23 protein-coding genes are annotated in these 22,321 nt (G+C 70.4%); 15 read left to right on the top strand and 8 right to left on the bottom strand.

Translation table 11 applies throughout. From position 1 onward, the window contains the following. Nucleotides 1–3 precede the first annotated feature (3 nt). The 3 genes from AC5PYY_RS04150 to AC5PYY_RS04140 form a co-directional block, all read right to left on the bottom strand. Nucleotides 4–1,266: a betaine/proline/choline family ABC transporter ATP-binding protein gene (locus AC5PYY_RS04150; RefSeq protein ID WP_493898530.1), complete on the bottom strand. Its 1,263-nt coding sequence runs from the start codon at nt 1,264–1,266 to the stop codon at nt 4–6. Beyond that, nucleotides 1,263–1,907 carry an ABC transporter permease gene (locus AC5PYY_RS04145; protein ID WP_493898529.1) on the bottom strand — a complete coding sequence of 215 codons (645 nt, stop codon included), beginning with the start codon at nt 1,905–1,907 and terminating at the stop codon, nt 1,263–1,265. The genes AC5PYY_RS04150 and AC5PYY_RS04145 overlap by 4 nt, the downstream gene beginning before the upstream one ends. A 220-nt stretch (nt 1,908–2,127) precedes the next feature. After that, nucleotides 2,128–3,459 carry an MATE family efflux transporter gene (locus AC5PYY_RS04140; RefSeq protein ID WP_493898528.1) on the bottom strand — a complete coding sequence of 444 codons (1,332 nt, stop codon included), beginning with the start codon at nt 3,457–3,459 and terminating at the stop codon, nt 2,128–2,130. A 341-nt stretch (nt 3,460–3,800) separates the two neighbouring features. Between AC5PYY_RS04140 and dnaB the strand changes: the two genes are divergently transcribed. The 3 genes from dnaB (at nt 3,801) to AC5PYY_RS04125 (ending at nt 8,307) form a co-directional block, all read left to right on the top strand. Further along, on the top strand, nt 3,801–6,575 hold the full coding sequence (gene dnaB, locus AC5PYY_RS04135; RefSeq protein ID WP_493898527.1) for a replicative DNA helicase: 2,775 nt from the start codon (nt 3,801–3,803) through the stop codon (nt 6,573–6,575). A 911-nt stretch (nt 6,576–7,486) separates the two neighbouring features. Next, nucleotides 7,487–7,669, top strand: coding sequence for a hypothetical protein (locus AC5PYY_RS04130; RefSeq protein ID WP_493898526.1), 183 nt, complete (start codon nt 7,487–7,489; stop codon nt 7,667–7,669). Nucleotides 7,670–7,710: 41 nt separating this feature from the next. After that, nucleotides 7,711–8,307, top strand: coding sequence for a class I SAM-dependent methyltransferase (locus tag AC5PYY_RS04125; protein WP_493898525.1), 597 nt, complete (start codon nt 7,711–7,713; stop codon nt 8,305–8,307). A 38-nt stretch (nt 8,308–8,345) separates the two neighbouring features. Here the strand turns inward: AC5PYY_RS04125 and AC5PYY_RS04120 are convergent, their stop codons facing one another. Continuing rightward, a complete protein-coding gene (locus AC5PYY_RS04120) occupies nt 8,346–8,492 on the bottom strand; it encodes a hypothetical protein (RefSeq protein ID WP_493898524.1) in 147 nt (48 codons plus the stop codon). Between the two features lie 125 nt (nt 8,493–8,617). Here AC5PYY_RS04120 and AC5PYY_RS04115 point away from each other — a divergent pair, with 125 nt between their 5' ends. Genes AC5PYY_RS04115 through AC5PYY_RS04105 form a run of 3 tightly spaced genes read left to right on the top strand, consistent with a single transcriptional unit; the run spans nt 8,618 to nt 9,697 of the window. Further along, a complete protein-coding gene (locus tag AC5PYY_RS04115; protein WP_493898523.1) occupies nt 8,618–8,836 on the top strand; it encodes a hypothetical protein in 219 nt (72 codons plus the stop codon). Next, nucleotides 8,833–9,219: a type II toxin-antitoxin system VapC family toxin gene (locus AC5PYY_RS04110; RefSeq protein ID WP_493898522.1), complete on the top strand. Its 387-nt coding sequence runs from the start codon at nt 8,833–8,835 to the stop codon at nt 9,217–9,219. Before AC5PYY_RS04115 ends, AC5PYY_RS04110 begins: the two co-directional genes overlap by 4 nt. Nucleotides 9,220–9,274: 55 nt before the next feature. Next, nucleotides 9,275–9,697: a GNAT family N-acetyltransferase gene (locus tag AC5PYY_RS04105; RefSeq protein WP_493898521.1), complete on the top strand. Its 423-nt coding sequence runs from the start codon at nt 9,275–9,277 to the stop codon at nt 9,695–9,697. A 20-nt stretch (nt 9,698–9,717) separates the two neighbouring features. Here the strand turns inward: AC5PYY_RS04105 and AC5PYY_RS04100 are convergent, their stop codons facing one another. Further along, nucleotides 9,718–10,308: a GNAT family protein gene (locus tag AC5PYY_RS04100; protein ID WP_493898520.1), complete on the bottom strand. Its 591-nt coding sequence runs from the start codon at nt 10,306–10,308 to the stop codon at nt 9,718–9,720. Between the two features lie 79 nt (nt 10,309–10,387). Between AC5PYY_RS04100 and AC5PYY_RS04095 the strand changes: the two genes are divergently transcribed. From AC5PYY_RS04095 to AC5PYY_RS04075, 5 genes are all read left to right on the top strand, one after another. Beyond that, complete coding sequence (locus AC5PYY_RS04095; protein ID WP_493898519.1) at nt 10,388–11,101, top strand: 4a-hydroxytetrahydrobiopterin dehydratase; 714 nt, start codon at nt 10,388–10,390, stop codon at nt 11,099–11,101. Nucleotides 11,102–11,209: 108 nt separating this feature from the next. Beyond that, nucleotides 11,210–11,725, top strand: coding sequence for a putative immunity protein (locus AC5PYY_RS04090; protein ID WP_493898518.1), 516 nt, complete (start codon nt 11,210–11,212; stop codon nt 11,723–11,725). Nucleotides 11,726–11,802: 77 nt separating this feature from the next. Continuing rightward, nucleotides 11,803–12,264, top strand: a complete 462-nt coding sequence (locus AC5PYY_RS04085) for a GNAT family N-acetyltransferase (RefSeq protein WP_493898517.1) — start codon at nt 11,803–11,805, stop codon at nt 12,262–12,264. A gap of 131 nt (nt 12,265–12,395) precedes the next feature. Further along, on the top strand, nt 12,396–12,683 hold the full coding sequence (locus tag AC5PYY_RS04080) for a hypothetical protein (RefSeq protein ID WP_493898516.1): 288 nt from the start codon (nt 12,396–12,398) through the stop codon (nt 12,681–12,683). A gap of 34 nt (nt 12,684–12,717) precedes the next feature. Then, the gene (locus tag AC5PYY_RS04075) at nt 12,718–13,755 is read left to right on the top strand and encodes an alcohol dehydrogenase catalytic domain-containing protein (protein ID WP_493898515.1); all 1,038 of its coding nucleotides are present in this window, start codon (nt 12,718–12,720) and stop codon (nt 13,753–13,755) included. Between the two features lie 33 nt (nt 13,756–13,788). Here AC5PYY_RS04075 and AC5PYY_RS04070 read toward each other — a convergent pair whose 3' ends face one another. Then, nucleotides 13,789–14,346, bottom strand: a complete 558-nt coding sequence (locus AC5PYY_RS04070) for a helix-turn-helix domain-containing protein (protein WP_493898514.1) — start codon at nt 14,344–14,346, stop codon at nt 13,789–13,791. Nucleotides 14,347–14,423: 77 nt separating this feature from the next. Between AC5PYY_RS04070 and AC5PYY_RS04065 the strand changes: the two genes are divergently transcribed. Both AC5PYY_RS04065 and AC5PYY_RS04060 read left to right on the top strand, forming a co-directional pair. Then, a complete protein-coding gene (locus tag AC5PYY_RS04065) occupies nt 14,424–16,049 on the top strand; it encodes an FAD-dependent oxidoreductase (protein WP_493898513.1) in 1,626 nt (541 codons plus the stop codon). 116 nt (nt 16,050–16,165) lie between these two features. Beyond that, on the top strand, nt 16,166–17,161 hold the full coding sequence (locus tag AC5PYY_RS04060) for a GTP pyrophosphokinase (RefSeq protein WP_493898512.1): 996 nt from the start codon (nt 16,166–16,168) through the stop codon (nt 17,159–17,161). A gap of 20 nt (nt 17,162–17,181) precedes the next feature. Here AC5PYY_RS04060 and AC5PYY_RS04055 read toward each other — a convergent pair whose 3' ends face one another. Together AC5PYY_RS04055 and AC5PYY_RS04050 are read right to left on the bottom strand one after the other, a co-directional pair. Next, nucleotides 17,182–18,042, bottom strand: a complete 861-nt coding sequence (locus tag AC5PYY_RS04055) for an SDR family oxidoreductase (protein WP_493898511.1) — start codon at nt 18,040–18,042, stop codon at nt 17,182–17,184. A gap of 29 nt (nt 18,043–18,071) precedes the next feature. Then, complete coding sequence (locus AC5PYY_RS04050) at nt 18,072–20,267, bottom strand: catalase (protein ID WP_493898510.1); 2,196 nt, start codon at nt 20,265–20,267, stop codon at nt 18,072–18,074. A 166-nt stretch (nt 20,268–20,433) separates the two neighbouring features. On the opposite strand from AC5PYY_RS04050, the gene AC5PYY_RS04045 reads away from it, so the two are divergent. After that, a complete protein-coding gene (locus AC5PYY_RS04045) occupies nt 20,434–21,396 on the top strand; it encodes a TIGR03557 family F420-dependent LLM class oxidoreductase (protein ID WP_493898509.1) in 963 nt (320 codons plus the stop codon). Further along, nucleotides 21,359–22,315 (top strand): alpha/beta fold hydrolase, encoded by a 957-nt coding sequence (locus AC5PYY_RS04040; RefSeq protein WP_493898508.1) that lies wholly within the window; start codon nt 21,359–21,361, stop codon nt 22,313–22,315. Before AC5PYY_RS04045 ends, AC5PYY_RS04040 begins: the two co-directional genes overlap by 38 nt. Nucleotides 22,316–22,321 lie beyond the last annotated feature (6 nt).

Below are 22,321 nucleotides of genomic sequence, written 5' to 3'. Positions count from 1 at the left end.
GGCTCAGCCGTCCTGCGCGGCGTCGGTGGTGGGCTCGGTGTCGAGCTCCGCGTCCGTGGGCGCCTGAGCGATCTCGTCGACGGAGTCCTCGTGGGCCTGCTGGTTCTTGCTCGTGATGAGCGAGGTCACGGCGGCGAAGGTGGTGACTCCGAGGTAGCGGTCGTGGGCGCCGGTGACGGGCACGCCGTCGTGCGTGGACACGAGCATCGAGTCGAGGGCGTCGTTGAGGGTGGCCTGCTGGCCGATGGTGATGAGGTCACGCTCCTCGTCGGGCTCGCGGACCGTGTCGCCCTGCAGGGCGCGCAGCCAGAGCCAGTCGATCGGCCGGTCCTGCTCGTCCAGCACCACGACCGAGGTATGCCCGGCCTGCTCGGCCCGCTGCTTGGCGTCGGCTACGGACTCACCCACGCGCACGCTCGTCTGGTCGTAGAGCTCCACCTCGGCGACCCGGGACAGGCTGAGCGACTTCAGCGCCGACCCGGCCCCGACGAAGTCCTCGACGAAGGTGTTGGCCGGAGCGGCGAGGATGTTCTCGGGGGTGTCGTACTGCGCGATGTTGGCGCCCTCGGTGAGGATGAGGATCCGGTCGCCGAGCTTGACCGCCTCGTCGATGTCGTGGGTGACACAGACGATGGTCTTGCGCAGCTCCTCCTGGATGGAGAGCAGCTCGTCCTGCAACCGCTGGCGGGTGATGGGGTCGACGGCGCCGAAGGGCTCGTCCATGAGGATGACCGGGGGGTCGGCCGCCAGCCCGCGGGCCACGCCGACGCGCTGCTGCTGGCCGCCGGACAGCTCGCGGGGGAAGCGGTCGCGATAACGGTCCGGCTTGAGGCCGACGAGGTCGAGCAGCTCGTCGACGCGGTCGGCGGTGCGCTGCTTGTCCCAGCCCAGGAGACCGGGCACGAGCGCGATGTTCTGCTTCACCGTCATGTGCGGAAAGAGCGAGCCGCCCTGGATGACGTAGCCGACGTGCCGCCGCAGCTCGTCGGCGTCCTTGTCGCGGATGTCCTCGCCGTCGATGGTGATCGTGCCGGACGTCGGCTCGTGCAGCCGGTTGATCATCTTCAGCGAGGTGGTCTTGCCGCAGCCGGACGGGCCGACGAACATGACGATCTCGCCGGCCGGGATGGTCAGCGACAGGTGGTCGACCGCCGGGGCGTTCGTGCCGGCATACGTCTTGACGATGTCGTCGAAGACGATCTCGACGCCGCTGACGGCGTCGTCGCGCTCGCTGGACCGGGTGGTGGACTGGGTCGACTGGGTCATGAGACGCGGATCCCCTTCGAGGTGGTGAGGCGCCCGAGCACCAGCAGGAGCGCGTCGAGCAGGAGGGCGAGGATGACGATGCCGATGGTGGCGACGAGGGCGTAGTTGACGGCGTTGACGCCGCCGATCTGGGTCAGGCCGGTGAAGATGTAGGAGCCGAGCCCGGGGCCGAGGGCGTAGGCGGCGATGGCGGCGACCCCCATGGACATCTGGGTCGAGACGCGCAGTCCGGCCAGGATGACCGGCCAGGCCAGGGGCAGCCGGACCCGCCGGAAGGTGGCCCAGCTGCTCATGCCCATGCCGCGCGCTGATTCGACGAGATTTCGGTCGACACCTTTGAGCCCGACGACGGCGTTGCGCAGGATGGGCAGGGCGGCATAGAAGGTCACCACCACGACGGCAGGGATGGTGCCGATGCCGACGATCGGCAACATGATGCCGAGCAGCGCCAGCGAGGGGATCGTGAGCCCGACGCTGCTGATGAAGTTGGCGACCGGCTCGAGTCGCTGGTAGCTCGTGACCAGCAGCGCCACGGCGATCGCGATGACGGTAGCCAGCGCGACGGACTGCACCACGAGGCTCACGTGCTGGTAGGAGCGATAGGCGATGTCGGCCCAGCGGTCAGTGATGAATTGCCACACAGCCAGCCTCTGCCTCGTCGACGAATCTCGGGCGCCGGGGTGGGCCATGCCCTCCCAGCAGGTCTATCTATTCGGGTCGCGACGCGAAATGCAAGCGCACGTGTGATTCAGATCACGATCTGATCACGATGCCGGGATCGTGCTGGTATGCCCGTTTCTCGAGTTGATCTTTCGGGCTCGCAGGGGAGGATTCACGCGCGCGCGGGGGGCCGACCGGCCCTCAGCGCTCGGCGCCGACCACCATCCACGACTCCCCGGCCGCGCGCCGCCACATGAGCACCGAGCGCACGATCATGAAGCCCGTGAAGGCCACCCACAGCCACACCAGGCCGGTCGTGCCGGTCGCCGGGCTGGCCCACACCGCCAGCACCATCGGCACGTAGGCCAGCGTCGCCGCGGTCTGCGCCCAGGCCAGCCAGCGGGTGTCTCCCGCCCCGATGAGCACCCCGTCCAGGATGAAGGCGATCCCGGCGACCGGCTGGCCGATCGCCACCACGATGAGCGCCGCCGCGAGCGCCGACCGAACGTCGTCGTCCTGGCTGAAGCCGAGCGGGATCACCCGGTGCAGCGCCAGGATGAGCAGGGTCAGGATCACGCCGAACCAGATCGACCACCGCACCATGAGCGAGGTCGCCTCCCGCGTCCCCTCCACGTCCCCGGCGCCGAGCGTCTTGCCGGTCAGCGCCTGCGCGGCGATCGCGAGCGCGTCGAGGGCGAAGGCCAGCGTGGACCACACCGTCATCGCGACCTGGTGCGCCGCGAGCTGCTCGTCGCCGAGCCCGGCGGCCAGCCAGGTGGTCAAGAGCAGCGCGGCCCGCAGGGCGATGGTCCGCACCAGCAGTGGTATGCCGCCACGCGCCGCCCGGAGCACGCCCGCGCCGTGGAAGGTCAGGGACGATCCCAGCCGGCCGGCTCCGCGGACGACGACGAGGACGAGCGCCAGCGCCATACCGGTCTGGGCGATCACCGTCCCGATCGCGGCACCGGCGATGCCCCACCCGACCCCGTGCACGAGGAGCAGCGACAGCAGCGCGTTGCCGGTGAAGCCCACCACGGAGGCGACGAGCGGGGTCCTCGTGTCCTGCAGCCCGCGCAGCACCCCGGTGGCGGCGAGGACGACGAGCATGGACGGTATGCCGAGGGTCGACCAGCGCAGGTAGGTCACCGCCTCGGTGATCACCTCGGGGCTGGCGCCGAAGAGCTCGGCGAGCGGGCGGGCCAGGATCGCGGTGAGGATCGCCCCGGCCGTGCCGAGCAGGAGTGCTAGCCAGATGCCGTCGATCCCCGCGCTGACCGCGCCCCGCTCGTCGCCGGCACCAAGGCGCCGCGCCACGACGGCGGTCGTGCCGTAGGCGAGGAAGACGAAGATGTTGACCGCCGTGAGCAGCACGGCGCTCGCGACCCCCAGGCCGGCCAGCGCGGACGTGCCGAGGTGCCCGACGATCGCCGAGTCGGCGAGCAGGAAGAGCGGCTCGGCGACCAGCGCCAGGAAGGCGGGGACGGCCAGGCGCAGGATCTCCCGGGCCCGTCCGGCGGGCGGCTGGCTGCTCACCGGACGAGTGTGCCACCGGGGGTCTGGGCGAGGAGCGGCGGGCGAGAACGGTTCAGGTCAGGTGCGCGCGAACTTCTTTGCGTCCACAGGGTGTGTGGCGCATCCGCGCTGGTCAGAGCAGGTCTATGACTTAGGTTCCCAAAGTTTCCACAGGTCTGTCCACACCGGCTACCCACGAGTCACCACGGTTGTCCCCACGGGGCCCACAGGTGGTCCACACCCCGTCCACAGGAGGATGCTGCGCCTACGGCATCTGGGCCCTACGGTGGGGCGTTGGCGGGTCTGTCGGTGGTCGGTGCTGGACTGTCTCGCACGTCAGTTCGATGGGTCTGGAGGCCGGTATGGCGCTGAGTGAGATGGAGGTCTACGCACCCCCGGATCAGGGTCAGGGAGCGGGGCCGGAGGACCGCCTGCCCCCGCAGGACGTCGCGGCAGAGCGCAGCGCCCTCGGCTCGATGATGCTGTCCAAGGACGCCATCGCCGAGTGCTCAGAGCTGGTCAAGGCGCCCGACTTCTATCGCCCCGCTCACGAGAAGATCTTCGAGGCCTGCGTCGACCTCTACTCGCGCGGGGAGCCGGTCGACGCGATCACCGTCGGCGACGAGCTGACCAAGCGGGGCGACCTGCAGCGGATCGGCGGCACGGCATACCTGCACCAGCTCATCGCCGAGGTGCCGACCGCGGCCAACGCGGCGTTCTATGCCGAGATCGTCGCCGAGCGCGCGGTCCTGCGGCGGCTGGTCGACGCCGGCACCCGCATCGTGCAGATCGGCTATCAGGGCGGCGACGTCGAAGATATTGTCAACGCCGCGCAGGCGGAGGTGTATGCCGTCGCCGACAAGCGGGGCGGTGAGGACTACCACCCGCTCGGCGAGCTCATCGAGCCGACGATGGACGAGATCGAGCACGCCGCAGGCTCGTCGGGGGAGATGACGGGCGTCCCCACCGGCTTCACCGAGCTGGACGAGCTGACCAACGGGCTGCACCCGGGGCAGATGATCATCGTCGCGGCCAGACCGGCTGTGGGGAAGGCCCTGGCTCTTGACACCCCGCTTCCCACGCCGACCGGCTGGACGACCATGGGCGACGTCGCTGTCGGTGACCAGCTCCTGGGTGCTGACGGGAGGCCGACCGAGGTCGTCGCCGCGACCGAGGTGATGGAGGGGCGCCCGTGCTACGAGGTGGAGTTCTCCGACGGTTCGGTGATCGTGGCCGACGAGGAGCACCTGTGGGCCGTGAACCTCTCCGGTATGGAGAGTGTCGCGACCACCGCGGAGCTCTGGTCAGCTTTGGGTCGGGGGGAGGCGCCGAGCGTCGAGCGTGGTGGCGACCAGCCCGAGACGTGGTCCGTCCGGGACGTCCGTCTCGTCGAGTCGGTGCCGGTGCGGTGCGTGCAGGTGCATGCGGACGATCATCTCTACCTCGCTGGGCGGTCGATGATCCCGACCCACAACTCCACGCTCGCGCTCGACATCGCCCGGGCGGCCGCGATCAAGCACACGATGCCGACCGTCGTCTTCTCGTTGGAGATGAGCCGCACCGAGATCACGATGCGTCTGCTGTCGGCGGAGTCGGAGATCCCGCTGCAGAACATGCGCAAGGGCAACATGCGCGACCGCGACTGGGCGCGGCTGGCCGACACGCAGGGGCGGATCTCCGAGGCGCCGCTCTTCATCGATGACAGCCCCAACATGTCGCTGATGGAGATCCGGGCGAAGTGCCGCCGGCTCAAGCAGCGCAACAACCTCAAGATGGTCATCGTCGACTACCTGCAGCTCATGAGCTCGGGCAAGCGGGTGGAGTCGCGGCAGCAGGAGGTCGCGGAGTTCTCCCGAGCGCTCAAGCTGTTGGCCAAGGAGCTCGAGGTGCCGGTCATCGCGCTCTCCCAGCTCAACCGTGGCCCCGAGCAGCGGACCGACAAGAAGCCGCAGATGAGTGACCTTCGGGAGTCGGGATGTCTCACGGCGGACACGCGGGTGCTGCGGGCCGACAATGGCGCGGAGGTGACCCTGGGCGAGCTGCACGAGCAGGGTGCGACTGACGTCCCTGTCTGGTCTCTGGACGAGTCGCTCCGGTATGTGCGGCGGCACCTGACTCACGTCTTCCCGACCGGGATGAAGCCGGTCTTCCGGTTGACCCTGACCTCGGGCAAGACGCTGACTGCGACCGAGAACCACCCTTTCCTCACCTACGACGGGTGGAAGCAGCTGGGCGCCCTGCGACAGGGTGACCGCCTCGCGGTGCCGCGGCACGTCCCTGCGCCGGAGGAGCATGAGCCGTGGGAGGACGACGCCGAGGTGAGGTCCCTGGCGGTCGCGCTGTGCAACGGTGCGGTGGCGCAGATGCCTGAGGCCGCCTGGCATATGTCCAAGCGACAGATCGCGTTGCTCGTGGCCACCATGTGGGAGCAGTGCGGTCGGGTGGAGTGTGCCGCAGGTGACATCGAGCCCAGAATCGAACTCACTGGTGCGCGCCTGACTCTCGATCAGGTCGGTCGGCAACTGCTGCGGTTCGGGATCAGCACGGTCGTTGAGCCCAGCGGCCCGTCGTGGCTCCTTTCCGTGAGGGAGCGCGACGACCAGCGCCGGTTCCTGCAGGAGATCGCCTGTCACGGCTCGCTCGGTACGGACGTGCCTGTCGCCATGCAGCTCGCCCGGGCTGGCGCTCGTGCGACGGACCCCCGACCGGTTCTGACCGACCCCTCGCCCCTCTGGCGCGAGATCGGCGACGTGCTGGCTCTCGAGGCCGAGCCGGCCGCGATGTCTGCCGTCGTGGACGTCCTGGATCGCGAGGACCTCGACCTGGCTGCCATCAACGATGTCCAGTTCGACCAGATCCAGACCGTCGAGCTCGCTGGTGTCGAAGAGGTCTTCGACGCCACGGTGCTGGGGACGCACAACTTCGTGGCCAACGGCATCGCGGTGCACAACTCGATCGAGCAGGATGCGGACGTCGTGATCCTCCTGCACCGCGAGTCGATGTATGAGCGGGAGTCGCCACGTGAGGGTGAGGCGGACGTCATCGTGGCCAAGCATCGAAACGGTCCCACCGACACGGTCGTGGTGGCGTTCCAGGGTCACTACAGCCGGTTTACCAACATGGCGAGCAACTTCTAGGTCCGTTGTCGAGATGCAGCGAACATGGCACAAACTGAGTTCATATGTGTCATCAGCACTGTGCCGAGTCGGCGATGACGGCAGCAGTGTCCGTGCTGCCTGGTAGATGTAGCGAATGACCATCAGCACGGATCAGACAATCTTCCCGCCGTTTACGGTGACACGGGCGGCGATCGACCAACTCACCGCCCTGGGCGGAGCGGTCCGCATCGACCTCGAAGACGGTGGGTGTTGTGGCACCACCTACGTCTTCGACCAGGTGGACCCCGCGGCGCCAGATGCAGCAGGTGGCACAACGTATGGATGTCCCGGTGCCTGGCTCATCGTCAGCGACACCGCGGCCGACGTCTTGCCCGGAGCCACCCTGGACTACTCGCCGCGCCTCAGGCCCCCACGGTTCCGAATCCTTGGCAACACCAACACCGAGCACGTCTGTCCCTGTCGCCGCTCCTTCGGTGACCCCTGGCCCGGCCCCCGCCAACCCACGTGCCGTTCCTATCAACCCATGCCCTGGGACACCACCTACGCCCCACCGGGCGATTGGAAGCGCCGCACCGGCTATCGAACCCCCAGAAGCCAGGCGCAAGAAGAGTAGGGCCGTCGACAGACCCTCCTGTACTTTGCACAACCCAGACGGCAGAGTCGGAACGTGCAAGGTCGGTCGAGGCCGGGTGTGCAACCTTCCCTGCGCCTCGACATCCGTTGTCGAGATGCGGCCACTGGTGGACTCTTGCCCGATGATGTGACGTTCCGGCCCTAGCTAGGGGAGCCGATGCTTCAGGTGTTTGAGGACCCATCGACGTCCCCGACAGCGAGCACGCCAGCGGCCTGTGCGCCTTCGACGCTCGACTGGTGAGGCCAGCATGATGATCGACCCTTCCCGGGGTCTACCGACCGACATCCTGCGCGACGTGACCCTGGACGTGTCGGCCCTGGTCGAGCGCCTGGAACTGATGTGTGCCGAGGTCTCACCGCCGATGGCGGCACCCGACATGGTGCATTCCGATCTCAACCCCAGCAACGTCCTGGTTCGCGAAGGGAAGGTGGTGGCCGTCGTGGATCGGCAACGCCGGGAGCGGCACCCGGGCGACTGACCTCACCACCCTGCTGTGGCACAGCTTCCACGATCCGTTCGATGGCGTCCGACCGCAGTGGCGGTGAGGTCGTCGACGAGGCACCGGCCCTGCCCGCCACGATGGTGGTGACCGAGTCGTGGCCACCAAACCTGGCCCGCGCGCGCCAGACCCTCGAGCCCCGAGGGGTGCAGGTGGTCGCGACCCAGCAGGGAGCGCCCTTGCCCTTCGCCGACCAGTCCTTCGAGCTGGTCACGGCGCGGCACCCCTTCCGCCCCGACTGGTCCGAGATCGCCCGGGTGCTCAGACCCGGCGGGCACTACTTCGCCCAGCATGTGGGTCCCGCCTCCGCGTTCGAGCTGATCGAGTGGTTCCTCGGGCCCAGACCTGAGCAGCGCGCGGGACGGGACACGGCCGGTGAGGTCGCCGGCGCCGAGCACGCGGGCCTGACCGTGGAGGAACTCCGGACGGCGAGATGCCGTATGGAGTTTGTCGACGTCGGCGCGGTCGTGTGGATCCTCCGCAAGTGCGTGTGGTGGGTTCCCGATTTCTCCGTCGACCGCTACGAGGCGGAGTTGCGGAGCCTCGACGCCCAGCTGCGGGACGGCACTCCCTTCGTCGCCCACTCGACCCGCCACCTCATCTGCGCCCGTAGATAGCGTGACCACGCGCGAGGTGCGGTCGTCCCACCCCGTGGTCAGCGCTGCGCCAGTTGGCCCTGATCGACCCGGATCTGGTCGGCGAGCTGCTCGAAGCCGTCACCCAGGGCGGCCAGCGCCTCGTCGTAGAGTCGGGCGGCGCGCTCGGGGTCTGTACCCGCAGCGAGCCGGCCCAGCTGGTGCAACGCCGTGGCGGGGTCGACCGGGCTGTCATGGCGGCCTGCGAACGCGGCGTGGAAGCGCCGCGATGCGGCCGCCGGACGTCTCCTCTGAGACGCGCTGGTGTTGCGTAATGCTAGCATAATGCGACATGAAGACGCTCTATCTTCGCAATGTCCCCGACGAGGTCTCCGAGGCCCTCGAGCAACTGGCCCGGCGTGAGTCGATGTCGGTGAGCGCGGTGGCGGTGCGGGAACTGCGCGACGCGGTCGCCTTCCGAGCCAATGCCGACCTACTTGCGGCGCAGCCCGATCGAGGTGTCGATCTCGGCGACGTTGTGGCGGCCGTCCGCTCGGGCAGGGACCGTTGATCGTCGTCGACACCTCCGTGGCCGTGGCTGCACTCCTGGGCCACGAGCCGGCGCGGCTGGCCATCACGGACCAACGCCTCGTGGCGCCGCACGTGATCGACGCGGAGGTGGCTCACGCCCTCCGAGGTCTGGTGCGCGGAGCCAAGCTCACGGCCGTCGAGGGGGAGCAGCTGATCGGCGATTGGACCCGGCTGGTGATCGATCGGCTGCCTATGGCTCCTCTCCTGAGGCGGGTCTGGGAGTTGCGGGACAATCTCAGTGCCTACGACGCGCTCTTCGTGGCGGCGGCCGAGATGCACGACTTCGCCCTCGTGACCGCCGATCGACGCCTGACCGCCGCGCCGGGGCTTCGCTGCCGGGTCGAACTCATCCCATCCCACTGAGGGTTGATCGCTTCAGGCGACGCCAGAGTCACTGCGGATCACGTCAGGGGAGTTCATGGCTGAGTCGTCGGCTCAGCGCTCAGGGACGCAGGGGCGCCGCTGGAAGCGCGGCGGTTGGTCGACCCCACCGATCGGACGTCAAGCTGGCCATCCTCCTCGACGAGGTCATCATCGGCAGGCTCGATCTCAACCCGGTGGCACGCCCAAGTACGCGATCGGCTACTGGGTGGACCTGGCATCGTGTCGCAACGGGTACGCCACGGCAGCCATGCGCCTCGCACTTGACCAGGCGAAGACGGAGTTGGGAGCGACCGACGTCTATGCCGGCGTCACTCACGGCAATGACGCGAGCGTGAAGGTCCTGCTGGCTGCTGGTTTCGTGAAGGTCGCAGACATGGGCAGATACGAACGCTTTCACCGACCCCTGGACGGAGGCCGACCCCGCCAGCCTGATGCTGAGCCTGGCTCACCGGGGTGACGACGCCAGCGATCCAACATTCACGCAGGCTCGACGGTCTTCACCATCACGCAGTTCTTCAGCCCCTTGGGCCGGTCATAGGTGAACCCCATCCGTTCGTAGAGCCGGCGCGTCCCGTTGTAGAGGAACGACGACGACATCTTCTTGGTCTGGTGCGTCAGGTCGTGCGGATAGCTCTCGACCACGCCGCCCCCCGCCTCCGCGATCATCTCCAGCGCCCCGGTGATCGCCAGCTCAGTCACGCCCTGTCGTCGGTGCCGCTTGTCGACGAAGACACACGTGATGCGGTAGTCCGGATCCGCCTCCTTCGTCGCGTCGTACTGCTTGCGGTGGTGGATGTTGGGCAACTCCTCCGGCGGGCCGTACTCCGCCCAGGCGATCACCTCGTCCCCGTCCATGACCAGCGCGGCGTGCGCCCTACCCTGCTCCACGTAGGCCTTCTTCATCGCCTTGCTGCCGTCGTACCCCGGTCCCCGCTCGGCGCACGAGGGGTGGAAGTAGGTGCACCAGCACCCGCCGAAGATGCCGTTGTGACGCTCCACCAGCCCCGCGAAGGCGTCCCAGGTCTTCGGGCTCAGCGCCTCGATCCGGTATGACGTGTCGTCGCCCATGTCGGCACCGTATCCCCGGTCACGGACAGTCGCCGTCCGCGGATGACGATGTCGGAGGTGAGGGCTAGCGTCGTGATCCATGGACATGCTCATGGGAGATCACATCGCCGCAGCGCAGCTGACCGACTGGCGCAAGCTGGCGCAGGGGCTGCACGCCCGCTACCTCGTCGCGGACTTCGGGACCGCCGCGCGCTTCGTCGCGGCGATCGGCGAGGCCGGTGACGACGCCGGCCACCACCCGCAGGTCGCCATCGGGCGGGGCTTCGTCGACCTCGAGCTGGTCACGGCAGACGCGATCTACCGCGAGGAGGACGGCGCAGAGCACGTCGTCGAGTGGCCGACCCAGCAGGACGTCGACCTCGCCCGACGGATCACCGAGATCGCCGCCGAGCACGGTCTCCAGCCTGACCCGGCCGCCGTCAGCGTGATCGAGCTCGGCCTCGACACCGCGAGCTCGTCGACCATCGCCCCGGTGTGGGCGGCTCTGCTCACCGGCGATGCCGACGCCCAGGGGCGCGGCACGCCCAGCGACGAGATCCGCGACGCGACCGGGCGCATACCCAACCTCTGGTTCGGCGGCGCCGACGAGAGCGACGCTTCGCGCCAACGCTTCCACATCGAGGTCTACGTCGCTCCCGAGGTGCGGGACGACCGGGTCTCAGCCGCCCTCGCGGCGGGTGGGACCATCGCCGACGACGGCGAAGCTCCGGGGCTCACCGTCATCGCCGATCAGGACGGCAACACCGGGGTGATCTGCGTCGACACCTCCGCCGTGGCCGTGCCGACGGAGTAGCACGGCCGCGTCTACGGCTGCCCCGAGCCGCCAGCGCTGGCCATGGAAGGAGAAGCGCCTCATATCATCCACACCGACCTCACCTCAGCGCTCTGACGTCTCGGCATCGTGATCATCCCGAAGGTCCGTGACCCCCGCCTCATCACGATCCGGCGCGGCGGCACCCTCACCGACGAGCACCACCACCTGCTCGCGCGCTGGGCCGCGACGTGCGCCGAGCACGTGCTGTCGCACTTCGAGGCGGTCGCCGCCGACGATCCGAGACCGCGGGAGGCGATCGCCGCCGCCCGCTCCTGGACCCGCGGTGAGCTGCGCATGATGGCCTCGCGGGCGCTCGGCGGGCACGCCATGGGTGCCGCGCGTCCCCTCGTCGGTGCTCCCCGCTTCGCCGCGTATGCCGCAGGTCAGGCGGGTGCGGTGCCGCACGTCGCCGACCACGCGCTCGGTGCGGCCGCCTACGCGATCCGGGCCGCGGTGGCAGCGGCACCGGGTGAGGGTGCAGACGCAGTCCGCCTCGCCGAGCGCGACTGGCAGCGCGCCCGGGTCCCGCAGGAGCTGAGCGACCTGGTCCTCGAGGACCAGGCGCACCGCAGCCACCTGTGCTGGTCGGTCTTCGACGACTGAGCTGCACGGTCTGGGGGACGGAGGCCGGACCGCCGGACCGGCCAGATCACCAGCGACGTCTCGATAGCCTGACCGCCGTGGACCTCACCATCGCGAGCGCCGACTTCACCGATCCCCGGCTCGCCGACTTCCTGCAGCAGCACCTGGACGACATGGCGCCGACCGCGCCCGCCGAGAGCCGGCACGCCCTCGACCTGGCCGGGCTGCAGGGACTCGGGGTGCAGATGTGGGTCGGCCACCTCGGCGACGACCTGGTGGTGACCGGCGCCACCGCTCAGCTCGAGTCCGGCCATGCCGAGCTCAAGAGCATGCGCACCTCGCCGTCGCACCGCGGCCAGGGCCTGGCGCGCGCCATGCTCGACCACCTCCTCGCCGACGCCCGCGCCACCGGGGTGCGACGGCTGTCGCTGGAGACCGGGTCGATGGACTTCTTCGCCCCGGCGCGGGACCTCTACCGGTCGGCCGGCTTCGTGGAGTGTCAGCCGTTCGGCTCCTACGGTGAAGACCCCAACAGTCAGTTCTTCACGCTCCTGCTCTGAGACCGCCGGGCCTGCTCGGCGACGGCCCGCACCTGCCCCAGGGAGCACCTGGCGGGCTGCGCTGGGGTGCGGTCTTCCGCGCGTTCGGTGTCTCCGACTACCGCTTCGCCGCCCTCGGCTACTTCGGCCACATGTGGGAGTTATATGCCTTGTGGACCGTCGTCCCCCTCCTCGTCGCCGACGCGGTCGCTACCTCCGGCACGCTGATGTCCGCTTGGTCGTTCGTCGTCATCGCGGTGGGTGCGGTCGGCTGCGTGGTGGGGGGCCGGTTTGCGGCCGCCTGGGGCAGTGGCCGGGTCGCCGCCCTGGCGCTCGCCGGCTCCGGCGCACTGTGCGCGGCCTATCCGCTGCTCGGCCTGCTGGCCATGGGCCGTGAGTCCCGCCGCTCCCGCCCCGCGTCACCCGCCTCGACGGGCTGACCTGCGGCCGGCCTCGTCGTGTCAGGATCGGGCCATGCGAGCCATCGTGGTCGACGGCGTGAAGGTGCAGCCCGAGGTCCGGGACATCCCCCGGCCCAGTGCGCCCGCGGGCGGTGTGGTCGTCGAGGTCAGGGCCACCGGCCTGTGCCGCAGCGACTGGCACGCCTGGGTCGGTCACGACGACCTGGCCTATCCGCACGTCCCGGGCCACGAGCTGGCCGGTGTCGTCGCGGAGGTCGGGCCGGGGGTGGAGCGCTGGCACGTCGGTGACCGGGTCACGGTCCCCTTCGTCTGCGGCTGCGGCCGATGCGCCTGGTGCAGCGGCGGTGAGGCCCAGGTCTGCCCCGACCAGCAGCAGCCCGGCTTCACCCACCACGGCTCCTTCGCCGAGTTCGTCGCGCTGCACGCCGCCGACACCAACCTCGTCGCCATCCCCGAGCCCGTGCACTTCCCGACGGCGGCGAGCCTGGGGTGCCGGTTCGCGACGGCATACCGGGCCGTGGTCGATCGCGCGGAGGTGAGCGAGGGGGAGTGGGTGACCGTGGTGGGCGCCGGCGGGGTCGGCTTGAGCACGATCATGGTCGCCCGCGCTCGCGGTGCCCGGGTCGTCGCCGTGGACCGCAACCCTGCGGCGCTCGCGGTCGCTGAGCAGCTCGGGGCGGAGCACGCGGTCCTCGCCGACGACGGTGCCGACGTGCCCTCCGCGGTGCACGCCCTCACCGGCGGCAGTCACGTGAGCGTCGACGCGGTCGGCAGCGAGCAGACCTGCAGCGACGCACTGCTCAGCCTGCGTCGCCGGGGCCGCCACGTCCAGGTCGGTCTCTTGCCTGCGGCGCAGGGACACCCGCGGGTGCCGCTCGAGCGGCTCATCGGCTGGGAGCTCGACCTGCTCGGCAGCCACGGTATGCCGGCGGTCGACTACCCCGGCATGCTCACCCTGATCGAGCGGGGGTCGCTCGCGCCGCAGCGGCTGATCGAACGGACGGTCGGGTTGGAGGAGGCGGCTGAGCTGCTGCCCGGCTTCGACCGGGCGAGTGTCGCGGGGGTCACCATGATCGACCCGACGCGCTGACGGCACGACGGGCGCAGCTGAGCGCAGACCGCGTCACTGGTGCACGTGCGCCCGCTGACCCTCCCGGTCGAAGATCATGATGAGCTCGGCGGGCTCGTCGAGGGCGCTGATGGCGTGCGGCGTCATCGTCGAGAACTCGGCGGCCTCGCCGGCCCCGACCTCGATCTCGCGTTCACCGAGCTGCAGCCGCACCCGACCCTCCAGCACGACGAACCAGTCGTGGCCCGCGTGCACCCGCTGCTCCGGCGGGGTCGGGCTCGGCTCGAGGCGCTGCTTGACCGCGAGGGTGCGGCCGTCGGGCCTGCTGAGCGGCCAGGTGGTGCGGCCGTCCTCACGGTGCGGCGCCGGCCGGATGACGACGTCGTCGTCGCCGGGCAGTTCGAAGAGCACGTCGAGGCTGACTTGCAACGCCCGCGCCAGCGGCACGAGAACGTCGAGACCGAGGGTGCGCCGACCGGTCTCGACGCGGCTGATGGTCGAGGCGCTGAGATGGGTCCGCTCGGCCAGCTCGTCGAGCGAGTAGCCCAGGGTGGTGCGCAGGCTGCGGAGGCGCGAGCGGGCAAGGTGTTCGATGTCCTGGTCCTGGGGCATGGATCTCAGGGTGCCTCACTCTTGCAGTTCCTGCAAGAAGTCTCGCAGCATGCGCATGGCGGGGTTACCGTTGAGGCATGACGCACGACCACGCCTCGCATGACCACGACCACGCCTCGCCCGTCACCCGGCACTGCGACGTGGCGATCCTCGGCGGCTCGGCCGCCGGGCTGGCCGGGGGGCTGCAGCTCGCCCGCCAGCGTCGTTCGGTGATCGTGGTCGACGACGGCACACCCCGCAACGCGCCGGCGGCGCACATGCACGGTTACCTGGGGCGCGAGGCCGCCCCGCCGTCGGTGCTGGTCGCGATCGGTCGGGAGGAGGTCCGCAGCTACGGCGGCGAGGTGCTCACCGGCCGCGCCACCGCGGTCCATCGCGTGGACGACGGTCGCTTCCGCGTCGAACTCGGCGGAGGGCATACCCTCATCGCCCGACGGGTGCTCGCGGCCACCGGGATCGTCGACGAACTGCCCGACATCGAGGGTCTCGCGGAGCACTGGGGTCAGGGTGTCATTCACTGCCCGTTCTGCCACGGCTACGAGGTGCGCGACCAGCGGCTGGTGCAGATCGTGACCCACTCGATGGGGCTGCACCCGACCCCGTTGCTGCGCCACCTCACGGACCGGCTCACCGTGGTCGTGCACAAGGTCGACGGTGCCGAGGGCGGCCAGATCGATGACGCCGCGTTGGCGCCGCTGCGGGCCGCGGGCATCCCGGTCCACCGCGCGACCGCGCGCCGCGTCGCCACCGGCGCCGACGGTGCGGTCAGCGGGGTCGAGCTGGCCGACGGCACGCTCCTTCCGGCCGAAGCGGTGCTGGTCGGTCCTCGCTTCCGCGCCCGGGCGAAGGCCCTCGAGCCGGCCGGGGTCACGCCCGCCGCACACCCCAGCGGCTTGGGCGATGTCGTCGAGGTGGACCCGATGACCGGCCAGACCGCGGTCCCGGGGATCTACGCCGCCGGCAACCTCACCGATCCCTCGCTGCAGGTGCTCCCATCGGCTGCGCACGGCAGCCGGGTGGCCGCGATGATCGCCTTCAGCCTCGCGGAGGAGGACCTGCAGCAGGCGAGCCGGGTCTCGGGCGAGGAGGGCGACTGGGACCGCCGCTACGCGGGTGAAGACCGGATGTGGAGCGGCAACCCCAACGGCACCCTGGTCGCCGAGGTCGAGGGGATGCCGCCCGGTCGCGCCCTCGACGTCGGCGCCGGCGAGGGTGGTGACGCGGTGTGGCTGGCCGAGCGGGGGTGGGCCGTCACCGCGACCGACATCTCCGGGGCCGCGCTGCGGCACGTCGGGAAGGCCGCGCAACAGCGGGGCGTGGAGGTGACGCTGCGGCATACCGACATCAATGCGGTCGACGCCCTCGGCGACGCGGGCTTCGACCTGGTGTCGCTGCAGTACGGCTCCTTCCTGCGCACCCCGGACCAGCGGGGCCTGACCAACCTGCTCGGCGCCGTCGCCCCGGGCGGCACGTTGCTCGTCGTGGCGCACGACCTGGCACCGCTGCGCGAGCCGGTCGACGTCCCGACGCAGACCCGGATGTTCGACCCCGATGCCTACGTCGGCGTCGAGGAGATCGCGGCGGCGCTCGCGGCCGACGACCGCTGGCGGGTAGAGACCCACGAGACCAGGCCGCGCCCGCCCGGTGCCGCCTCGACGCACCACGTCGACGACGTCGTGCTCCGGGCGGTGCGGGTCGGCTGAGAGTGCCCGATCCCGCATGAGCAGTCGGCAGTGCCTCGCGCATGGGTCCTGGCCACTGCCTGAGGAACCGTCCACTGCTCATGTGCACGGATCTGGCGATGCGGCAGGCTGGACCCATGGCGACGACTCAATCGGTCCGGATCCGCAGGGCGGTGGCGCGGTATGCCGCTGGCGAGGAAGAGCTGCGCGGCGCCACCGATGCCTACGTCCAGCTCGTGACGCAGCTGCTCGACGACGCCGGCATCAACTACCTCGCCGTGAGCGGGCGGACCAAGACGGTGGAGTCCTTCGCCGCCAAGGCGGCCCGGCGCACCAGCAGCGGCCGCCTCGCGCACCCGAAGCCGCTGACCGACATCACCGACCAGATCGGCGTGCGCGTGGTGACCTACGTGCTGGCCGATGTCGACGCCGTCGCTCAACTGCTCTCCTCGCAGCTCGACGTCCGCGACGACCGCGACATGGGGCAGGAGACCGCGGCCGAGGGTCGCTTCGGCTACTCCAGCCGGCATCTGCTCGTCGCGCTCGACGACGCGCAGGCGACCGAGGCAGGCATCCCGCCCGGCCGCCCCGCGTCGGTGCAGATCCGCACCGTCCTGCAGCACGCGTGGGCGGAGTTCGAGCACGACATCCGCTACAAGGGGTCGGTGCCGGAGGAGCACGCGCCCGACTTCGACCGACGCTTCACCCTGGCCGCAGGGCTGCTCGAGCTGGCCGATCAGCAGTTCACCGCGATCCGCGACCGGCACCGGGAGGAGCTCTCCTCCCCGGGTGGCGAGCCGGACGACGACCCGCGCATCAGCCCGACGGATCTCGCGGCCTTCCTCGCCGGGCAGTTCGACGACGCCGGCTGGTCCCGCACCGACCACTACGCCTGGATCAGCGGCCTGTTGCTCGAGCTCGGCATCACCTCGCTGCCCGAGCTGCGCGACGTCCTGCGTGACGTGGATGTCACCGCGATGGACGAGCGCATGGGCTATCGCTACCCGCCCGGCGCCGTCCGCCGCCTCGACGACGCGCTGCTGTCGATCTACGGCGAGCGGTATGCCGCGCTCCACGGCAACGCGCACCGGGTCCCGTTGCTCACGACGAGGCTGGAGCGACTCACGGCCTGAGCGGGCCCGCCCGCCCGCTCTCAGAACACCGGCTTGCCGCCGGTGACCCCCAGCACGGTGCCGGAGACGTAGCTCGCCTCGTCCGAGGCCAGGAAGACGTAGGCCGCCGCCACCTCGACCGGGTGACCCGCGCGGCCCAGCGGGGTGTCCGACCCGAAGCCCTCGACCTTGTCGGCCTCCATCGTGGACGGGATGAGCGGGGTCCAGATCGGCCCGGGGGCCACGGCGTTGACGCGGACCCCCCGCGGGCCGAGCTCCGCGGCCAGGGTGACCACGAGGTTGTTGAGCGCCGCCTTGCTGGCGGCGTAGTCGAGCAGGTGGTCCGAGGGCGAGTAGGCCTGCACCGAGGTGGTCACGATGACCGAGCCGCCCGGGCTCAGCTTCTCCGCGAGCGCCCGGACCAGCCAGAACGGCGAGAAGACGTTGGTGGCGAAGGTGCGCTCGATCTGCTCGGGCGGGAAGTCCTCGAGCACGTCGTGGGTCATCTGGTATGCCGCGTTGGCCACCAGCACGTCGAGCCCGCCGAGGGCCTCGACGGCGTCCCGCGCGAGCCGCTCGTTGGCGTCGTGGTCCCGCAGGTCGACGGCGAAGAGGTGGCAGGTGCCCCCGGCCTCCTCCACCAGTTCGCGGGTGCGCCCGGCGTCCTCGCTCTCCTGCGGCAGGTGGGCCACCGCCACGGCGGCACCCTCCTGGGCGAAGGTGAGGGCGACGGCGCGGCCGATGCCGGAGTCGCCGCCGGTGATGAGGGCGCGCTGGCCGGTCAGGCGCCCCCGGCCGGTCCACGACTGCTCGCCGTGGTCGGGCTGGGGGTCGAGGTCGGCGACGGTGCCCGGCCATTCCTGGTGCTGGCCCGGGACGGAGGACAGGTCTGGTCTGGTCATGGTGCTCCTTGGTCGATGGGGTGGTGGGATCAGACGTCGCGGGCCCAGTGACGCAGCGCGCCGCAGGCCTCGAGGAAGTCCTCGGACGTGCGGCTGCCCAGGTCGACGCAGGCGTCGTCGAGGCTCTCGGCGATGCCCCCGGCCTCGAGCAGGGGCGCAGACCCGGGCAGGTGCCCGATCACCTTGTAGTGGCTGTAGGCGTCCGAGACGAAGTCGCGGGTCGCTGGGTGGCCGGCGAGCTCCTCGGCACCGTCACCGGCACCCAGCAGGGCCACGGCGTCGAAGAGGACGGACGGGGCGCCGTCGATCTTGTGGTCCACCGGGCGTCGCTCGCCGTCGGCGAGAGTCACCCCGCCGACCTTGAGACCGATGGTCTCGACCATGGCGCCGCCCTGCTCGAAGGCCTGCGTCACCCCGTCGAGGAGCTCGGCGTCCACGCCGTCGGTCACGAGCACCCCGAGCTTGCGCCCGGCGAAGCTCTTGGGCGCCCGCGACACCATGCTCAGCGCCGGTGAGTCGGGCAGGTCGTGGTCCGGCTGCACGTGCGGCGAGGTGGCCTCCGGCAGTTCCATGCCCAGGCCGTCGGCCACTGCAGCGGCGAGCCCCTCGTCGACGTTGCGCAGGTTGGCCACGACGCGGGTCCGGATCTGCGGGATCTCGCACTTGGACAGCTCGAAGACGAAGGCCATCCGGATGTGCTGCTGCTCGGTCGCGCTCTGACTGCGCCAGAACTGCCCGGCCTGGGAGTAATGGTCGGCGAAGGACTCCGGTCGGGTGCGCCGGGTCTCACCGCTCTCCTGCCGGGCCACGCTGCGGTAGCCACGCTCCGCGTCCGCCCGCGGGCCGGCCGCTGCCCCGGTGAAGGAGTTCGGCTCATAGGTGGCGCGCCCGGCCTGCGCACCGGTCTGCATGTGCCCGTCCCGCTGGAAGTGGGCCACGGGGCACCGGGGCGCGTTGATGGGCAGCTGGCTGAAGTTGGGGCTGCCCAGCCGCTTGAGCTGGGTGTCGAGGTAGGAGAAGTTGCGCCCCTGCAGCAGCGGGTCGTTGGTGAAGTCGATCCCGCGAACGACGTTCTGGGTGCAGAAGGCGACCTGCTCGGTCTCGCTGAAGACGTTGTCGACGACCCGCTCCAGCCGCATCGTGCCGACGACCCGGAGCGGCACCTGCTCCTCGGGGATGATCTTGGTGGCATCCAGCACGTCGAACTCGAACTGGTCGGCGAACTCGTCGTCGAACGCCTGCACGGCCAGGTCCCACTCCGGCAGATCCCCGTTGTTGATGGCCTGCCACAGGTCGCGGCGGTGGAAGTCGGGGTCAGCGCCGTTGATCTTCACCGCCTCGTTCCACACCACCGACTGCAGGCCCTGCTTGGGCACCCAGTGAAACTTGACGTAGGTGCTGCGGCCGTCGGCGTCGACGAACCGGAAGGTGTGCACGCCGAAGCCCTGCATGAAGCGGAACGACCGCGGGATGGTCCGGTCCGACATCTGCCACAGCAGCATGTGCGTGGACTCCGGCATCAGGCCCGCGAAGTCCCAGAAGGTGTCGTGGGCGGACTGGGCCTGGGGCCAGCCGCGGTCCTGCTCCTCCTTGACGGCGTGGACGAGGTCGGGGAACTTCACCGCGTCCTGGATGAAGAAGACGGGGATGTTGTTGCCGACGAGGTCCCAGTTGCCCTCGTCGGTGTAGAACTTGGTCGCGAATCCGCGCACGTCGCGCGCGAGGTCGAAGGACCCCAGGTTGCCGGCCACGGTGGAGAAGCGCACGAAGACCGGCGTCTGCTTGCCGGCCTCGGCGAACAGGGAGGCACAGGTCAGGTCCGAGAGGTCCTCGGCTGCGGTGAAGGTGCCGTGCGCGCCGTACCCACGGGCGTGGACGACCCGCTCGGGAATGCGCTCGTGGTCGAAGTGGAAGATCTTCTCCCGCAGCGCGAAGTCCTCGAGCAGGGTCGGGCCGCGGTCGCCGGCGGTGAGGGAGTTCTGGTCGTCCGACAGCGGGACGCCCTGGGCGGTGGTGAGGACTGGCTGGTCGGGGCCCGGCTGCTGGTGCAGCTCTCCACCCTGCCCCGGCTCGGTCCGGTCGGTGTAGACAGGGTTGTCGGCGGCCTGGCCAGCGCTGCTGGGGGACGGCGGACGCGGCACCTCCGGTGCCGGAGGGTAGGAGGGGGCGGCCGGGTGGTGCAGGTGTGCCGCAGGGGTCGTGCGGTCGTCGTCGTGGTGTGCCATGTCGATCTCCTGGATGCTCGGGCGGGGGTGCCCGTCGACCTCGACAGCCGGCGGTGGGGGACACCCTCGACGCTAACCACGACGGGCGCGTCCCGCGCGCTGATCCGGCAGCCGGTATGAGGCGGCACGCCAGGCGCCGGGCACGGCCGGCTCCTAGGCTGGCTGGATGCAGATCGGATTCAAGCTCTTCGCCGAGAACTTCTCCCCCACCGAGCTCGTCCGGCAGGCAGTCGAGGCCGAGCGGGCAGGCTTCGACTTCGTCGAGATCAGCGACCACTTCCACCCCTGGCTGCCGGAGCACGAGCACTCGCCCTTCGCCTGGTCGGTGCTCGCAGCCATCGCCGCCTCGACCGAGCGCATCGGTCTGGCGACGGGGGTCACCTGCCCGTCGATCCGCTACCACCCGGCGATCATCGCCCAGGCCGCGGCGACCACCCAGATCCTCGCCGACGGGCGGTTCACCCTCGGCGTGGGCTCGGGCGAGCGGCTCAACGAGCACGTCGTCGGCCAGGGCTGGCCGGAGGTGCGTGACCGCCACCAGCGGCTGCGTGAGGCTCTGGAGATCATCCGGCTGCTGTGGCAGGGCGGCTACCACTCCTACCGCGGCGAGTTCCTCAGCATCGAGGACGCCCGCGTCTTCGACCTACCGGGGACCCTGCCCCAGATCGTCGTGGCGGTCGGCGGGCCGCAGGCGGCGCGGGTGGCCGCCGAGGAGGGCGACGGGATCTTCACGACCGACCCGGACGCCTCGCTCATCGAGGCCTTCGAGGGGGCCGGAGGGTCGGGGCCGCGCTACACCGAGGTGCCGCTCGCCTGGGCGCCGGACGAGCAGACCGCCGCCGAGTCGGCCCACCGCCTGTTCCGCTTCGGGCTCGGCAGCTGGAGGGTCAACAGTGAGCTGCCCAACCCGCCCCACTTCGAGGCCGCCACCCAGTTCATCACCCCGGACTCGATGCGCGAGGTCTTCGCCTGCGGCCCCGACGTGAAGCGCCACCTCGAGGTCGCCAGGCAGTTCTCCGACGCGGGCTTCGACCACCTGGCCCTCATCAGCGCGGGGCCGGACGTCGACGGCTTCATGCGCTTCTTCGCCGATGAGCTGCGGCCCCGGCTGCAGGACCTGTCGGCATAGTCGCTCCGGGCCTCGACTACCTCTTCACGCTGTGACGACGCCATCACCCGGCTGGTCATCGGTTCGTGAACCGACCCCCGCCACCGACCCTCAGCAGACCGCTGCGGTGTCGCACCCGGCGGCTCCTCCGCCTCGACAGAAGGGAACTGATCATGAACGAACGGCTGGAAGGGCGAGACCCCGTGCCGGGAACGGACCCGGAGGTGAAGAACATCGTGCTGTGCACGGCGCCTTCGTCGACGGATCAGGGTGGCGGTCGGTCCACGACGACCTGAGCTCCCGAGGGTTCGAGGTCTCCGTGGCGCAGATCCCCCTGACCTCCTTCGAGGACGACGTCGCCGCCACGACGAGGGTGCTCGACCGTCAGGACGGCCCGACGATCCTCGTCGGTCACTCCTGGGGCGGGACCGTCATCACCGAGGCCGGGGTCCACCCGTCGGTGGCCGCGCTCGTCTACGTCGCAGCCCTCGCGCCCGACTCTGGTGAGACCACCGCGCAGCAGTACGCCGCGGACCTCCCGGACGCCGAGGTGGCCTTCATGAGTAACGCGCAGGTGCCGATCAACATGGCGGCGTTCTCGGCCACGATCACGCACGCGGCCTGGCGGGACAAGCCGAGCTGGGCGGTCTTCGGCACCGAGGACAACGCCTTCGACCAGACCATGCTGCAAGCACATGGCGCAGCGCGCGGGCTCGGAGAGCCGCACCGTCGCGGGCAGCCACGCGGTCTTCGTCAGCCAGGCCGGCGTGGTCACGGACGTCGTCGCCACCGCGGCGAGCCGGTCGCTGGTCGGCGCCGTCTGAGGCCTCGCTCTCGGGCCCTCCCTGGTGCTGGCTCGCTCGAGGGAGCGGGCCGGCACCACCCGGGGCCGGACCGAGGAGGACCCTGCGGTCGACAGGACTCTCCTCCGACCGCTTGACTGAAC

Source organism: Serinicoccus sp. JS2-9, assembly GCF_059025165.1.
Note: the sequence above shows the minus strand (reverse complement) of the source record. Positions and strands in the feature narration are given on the sequence as shown.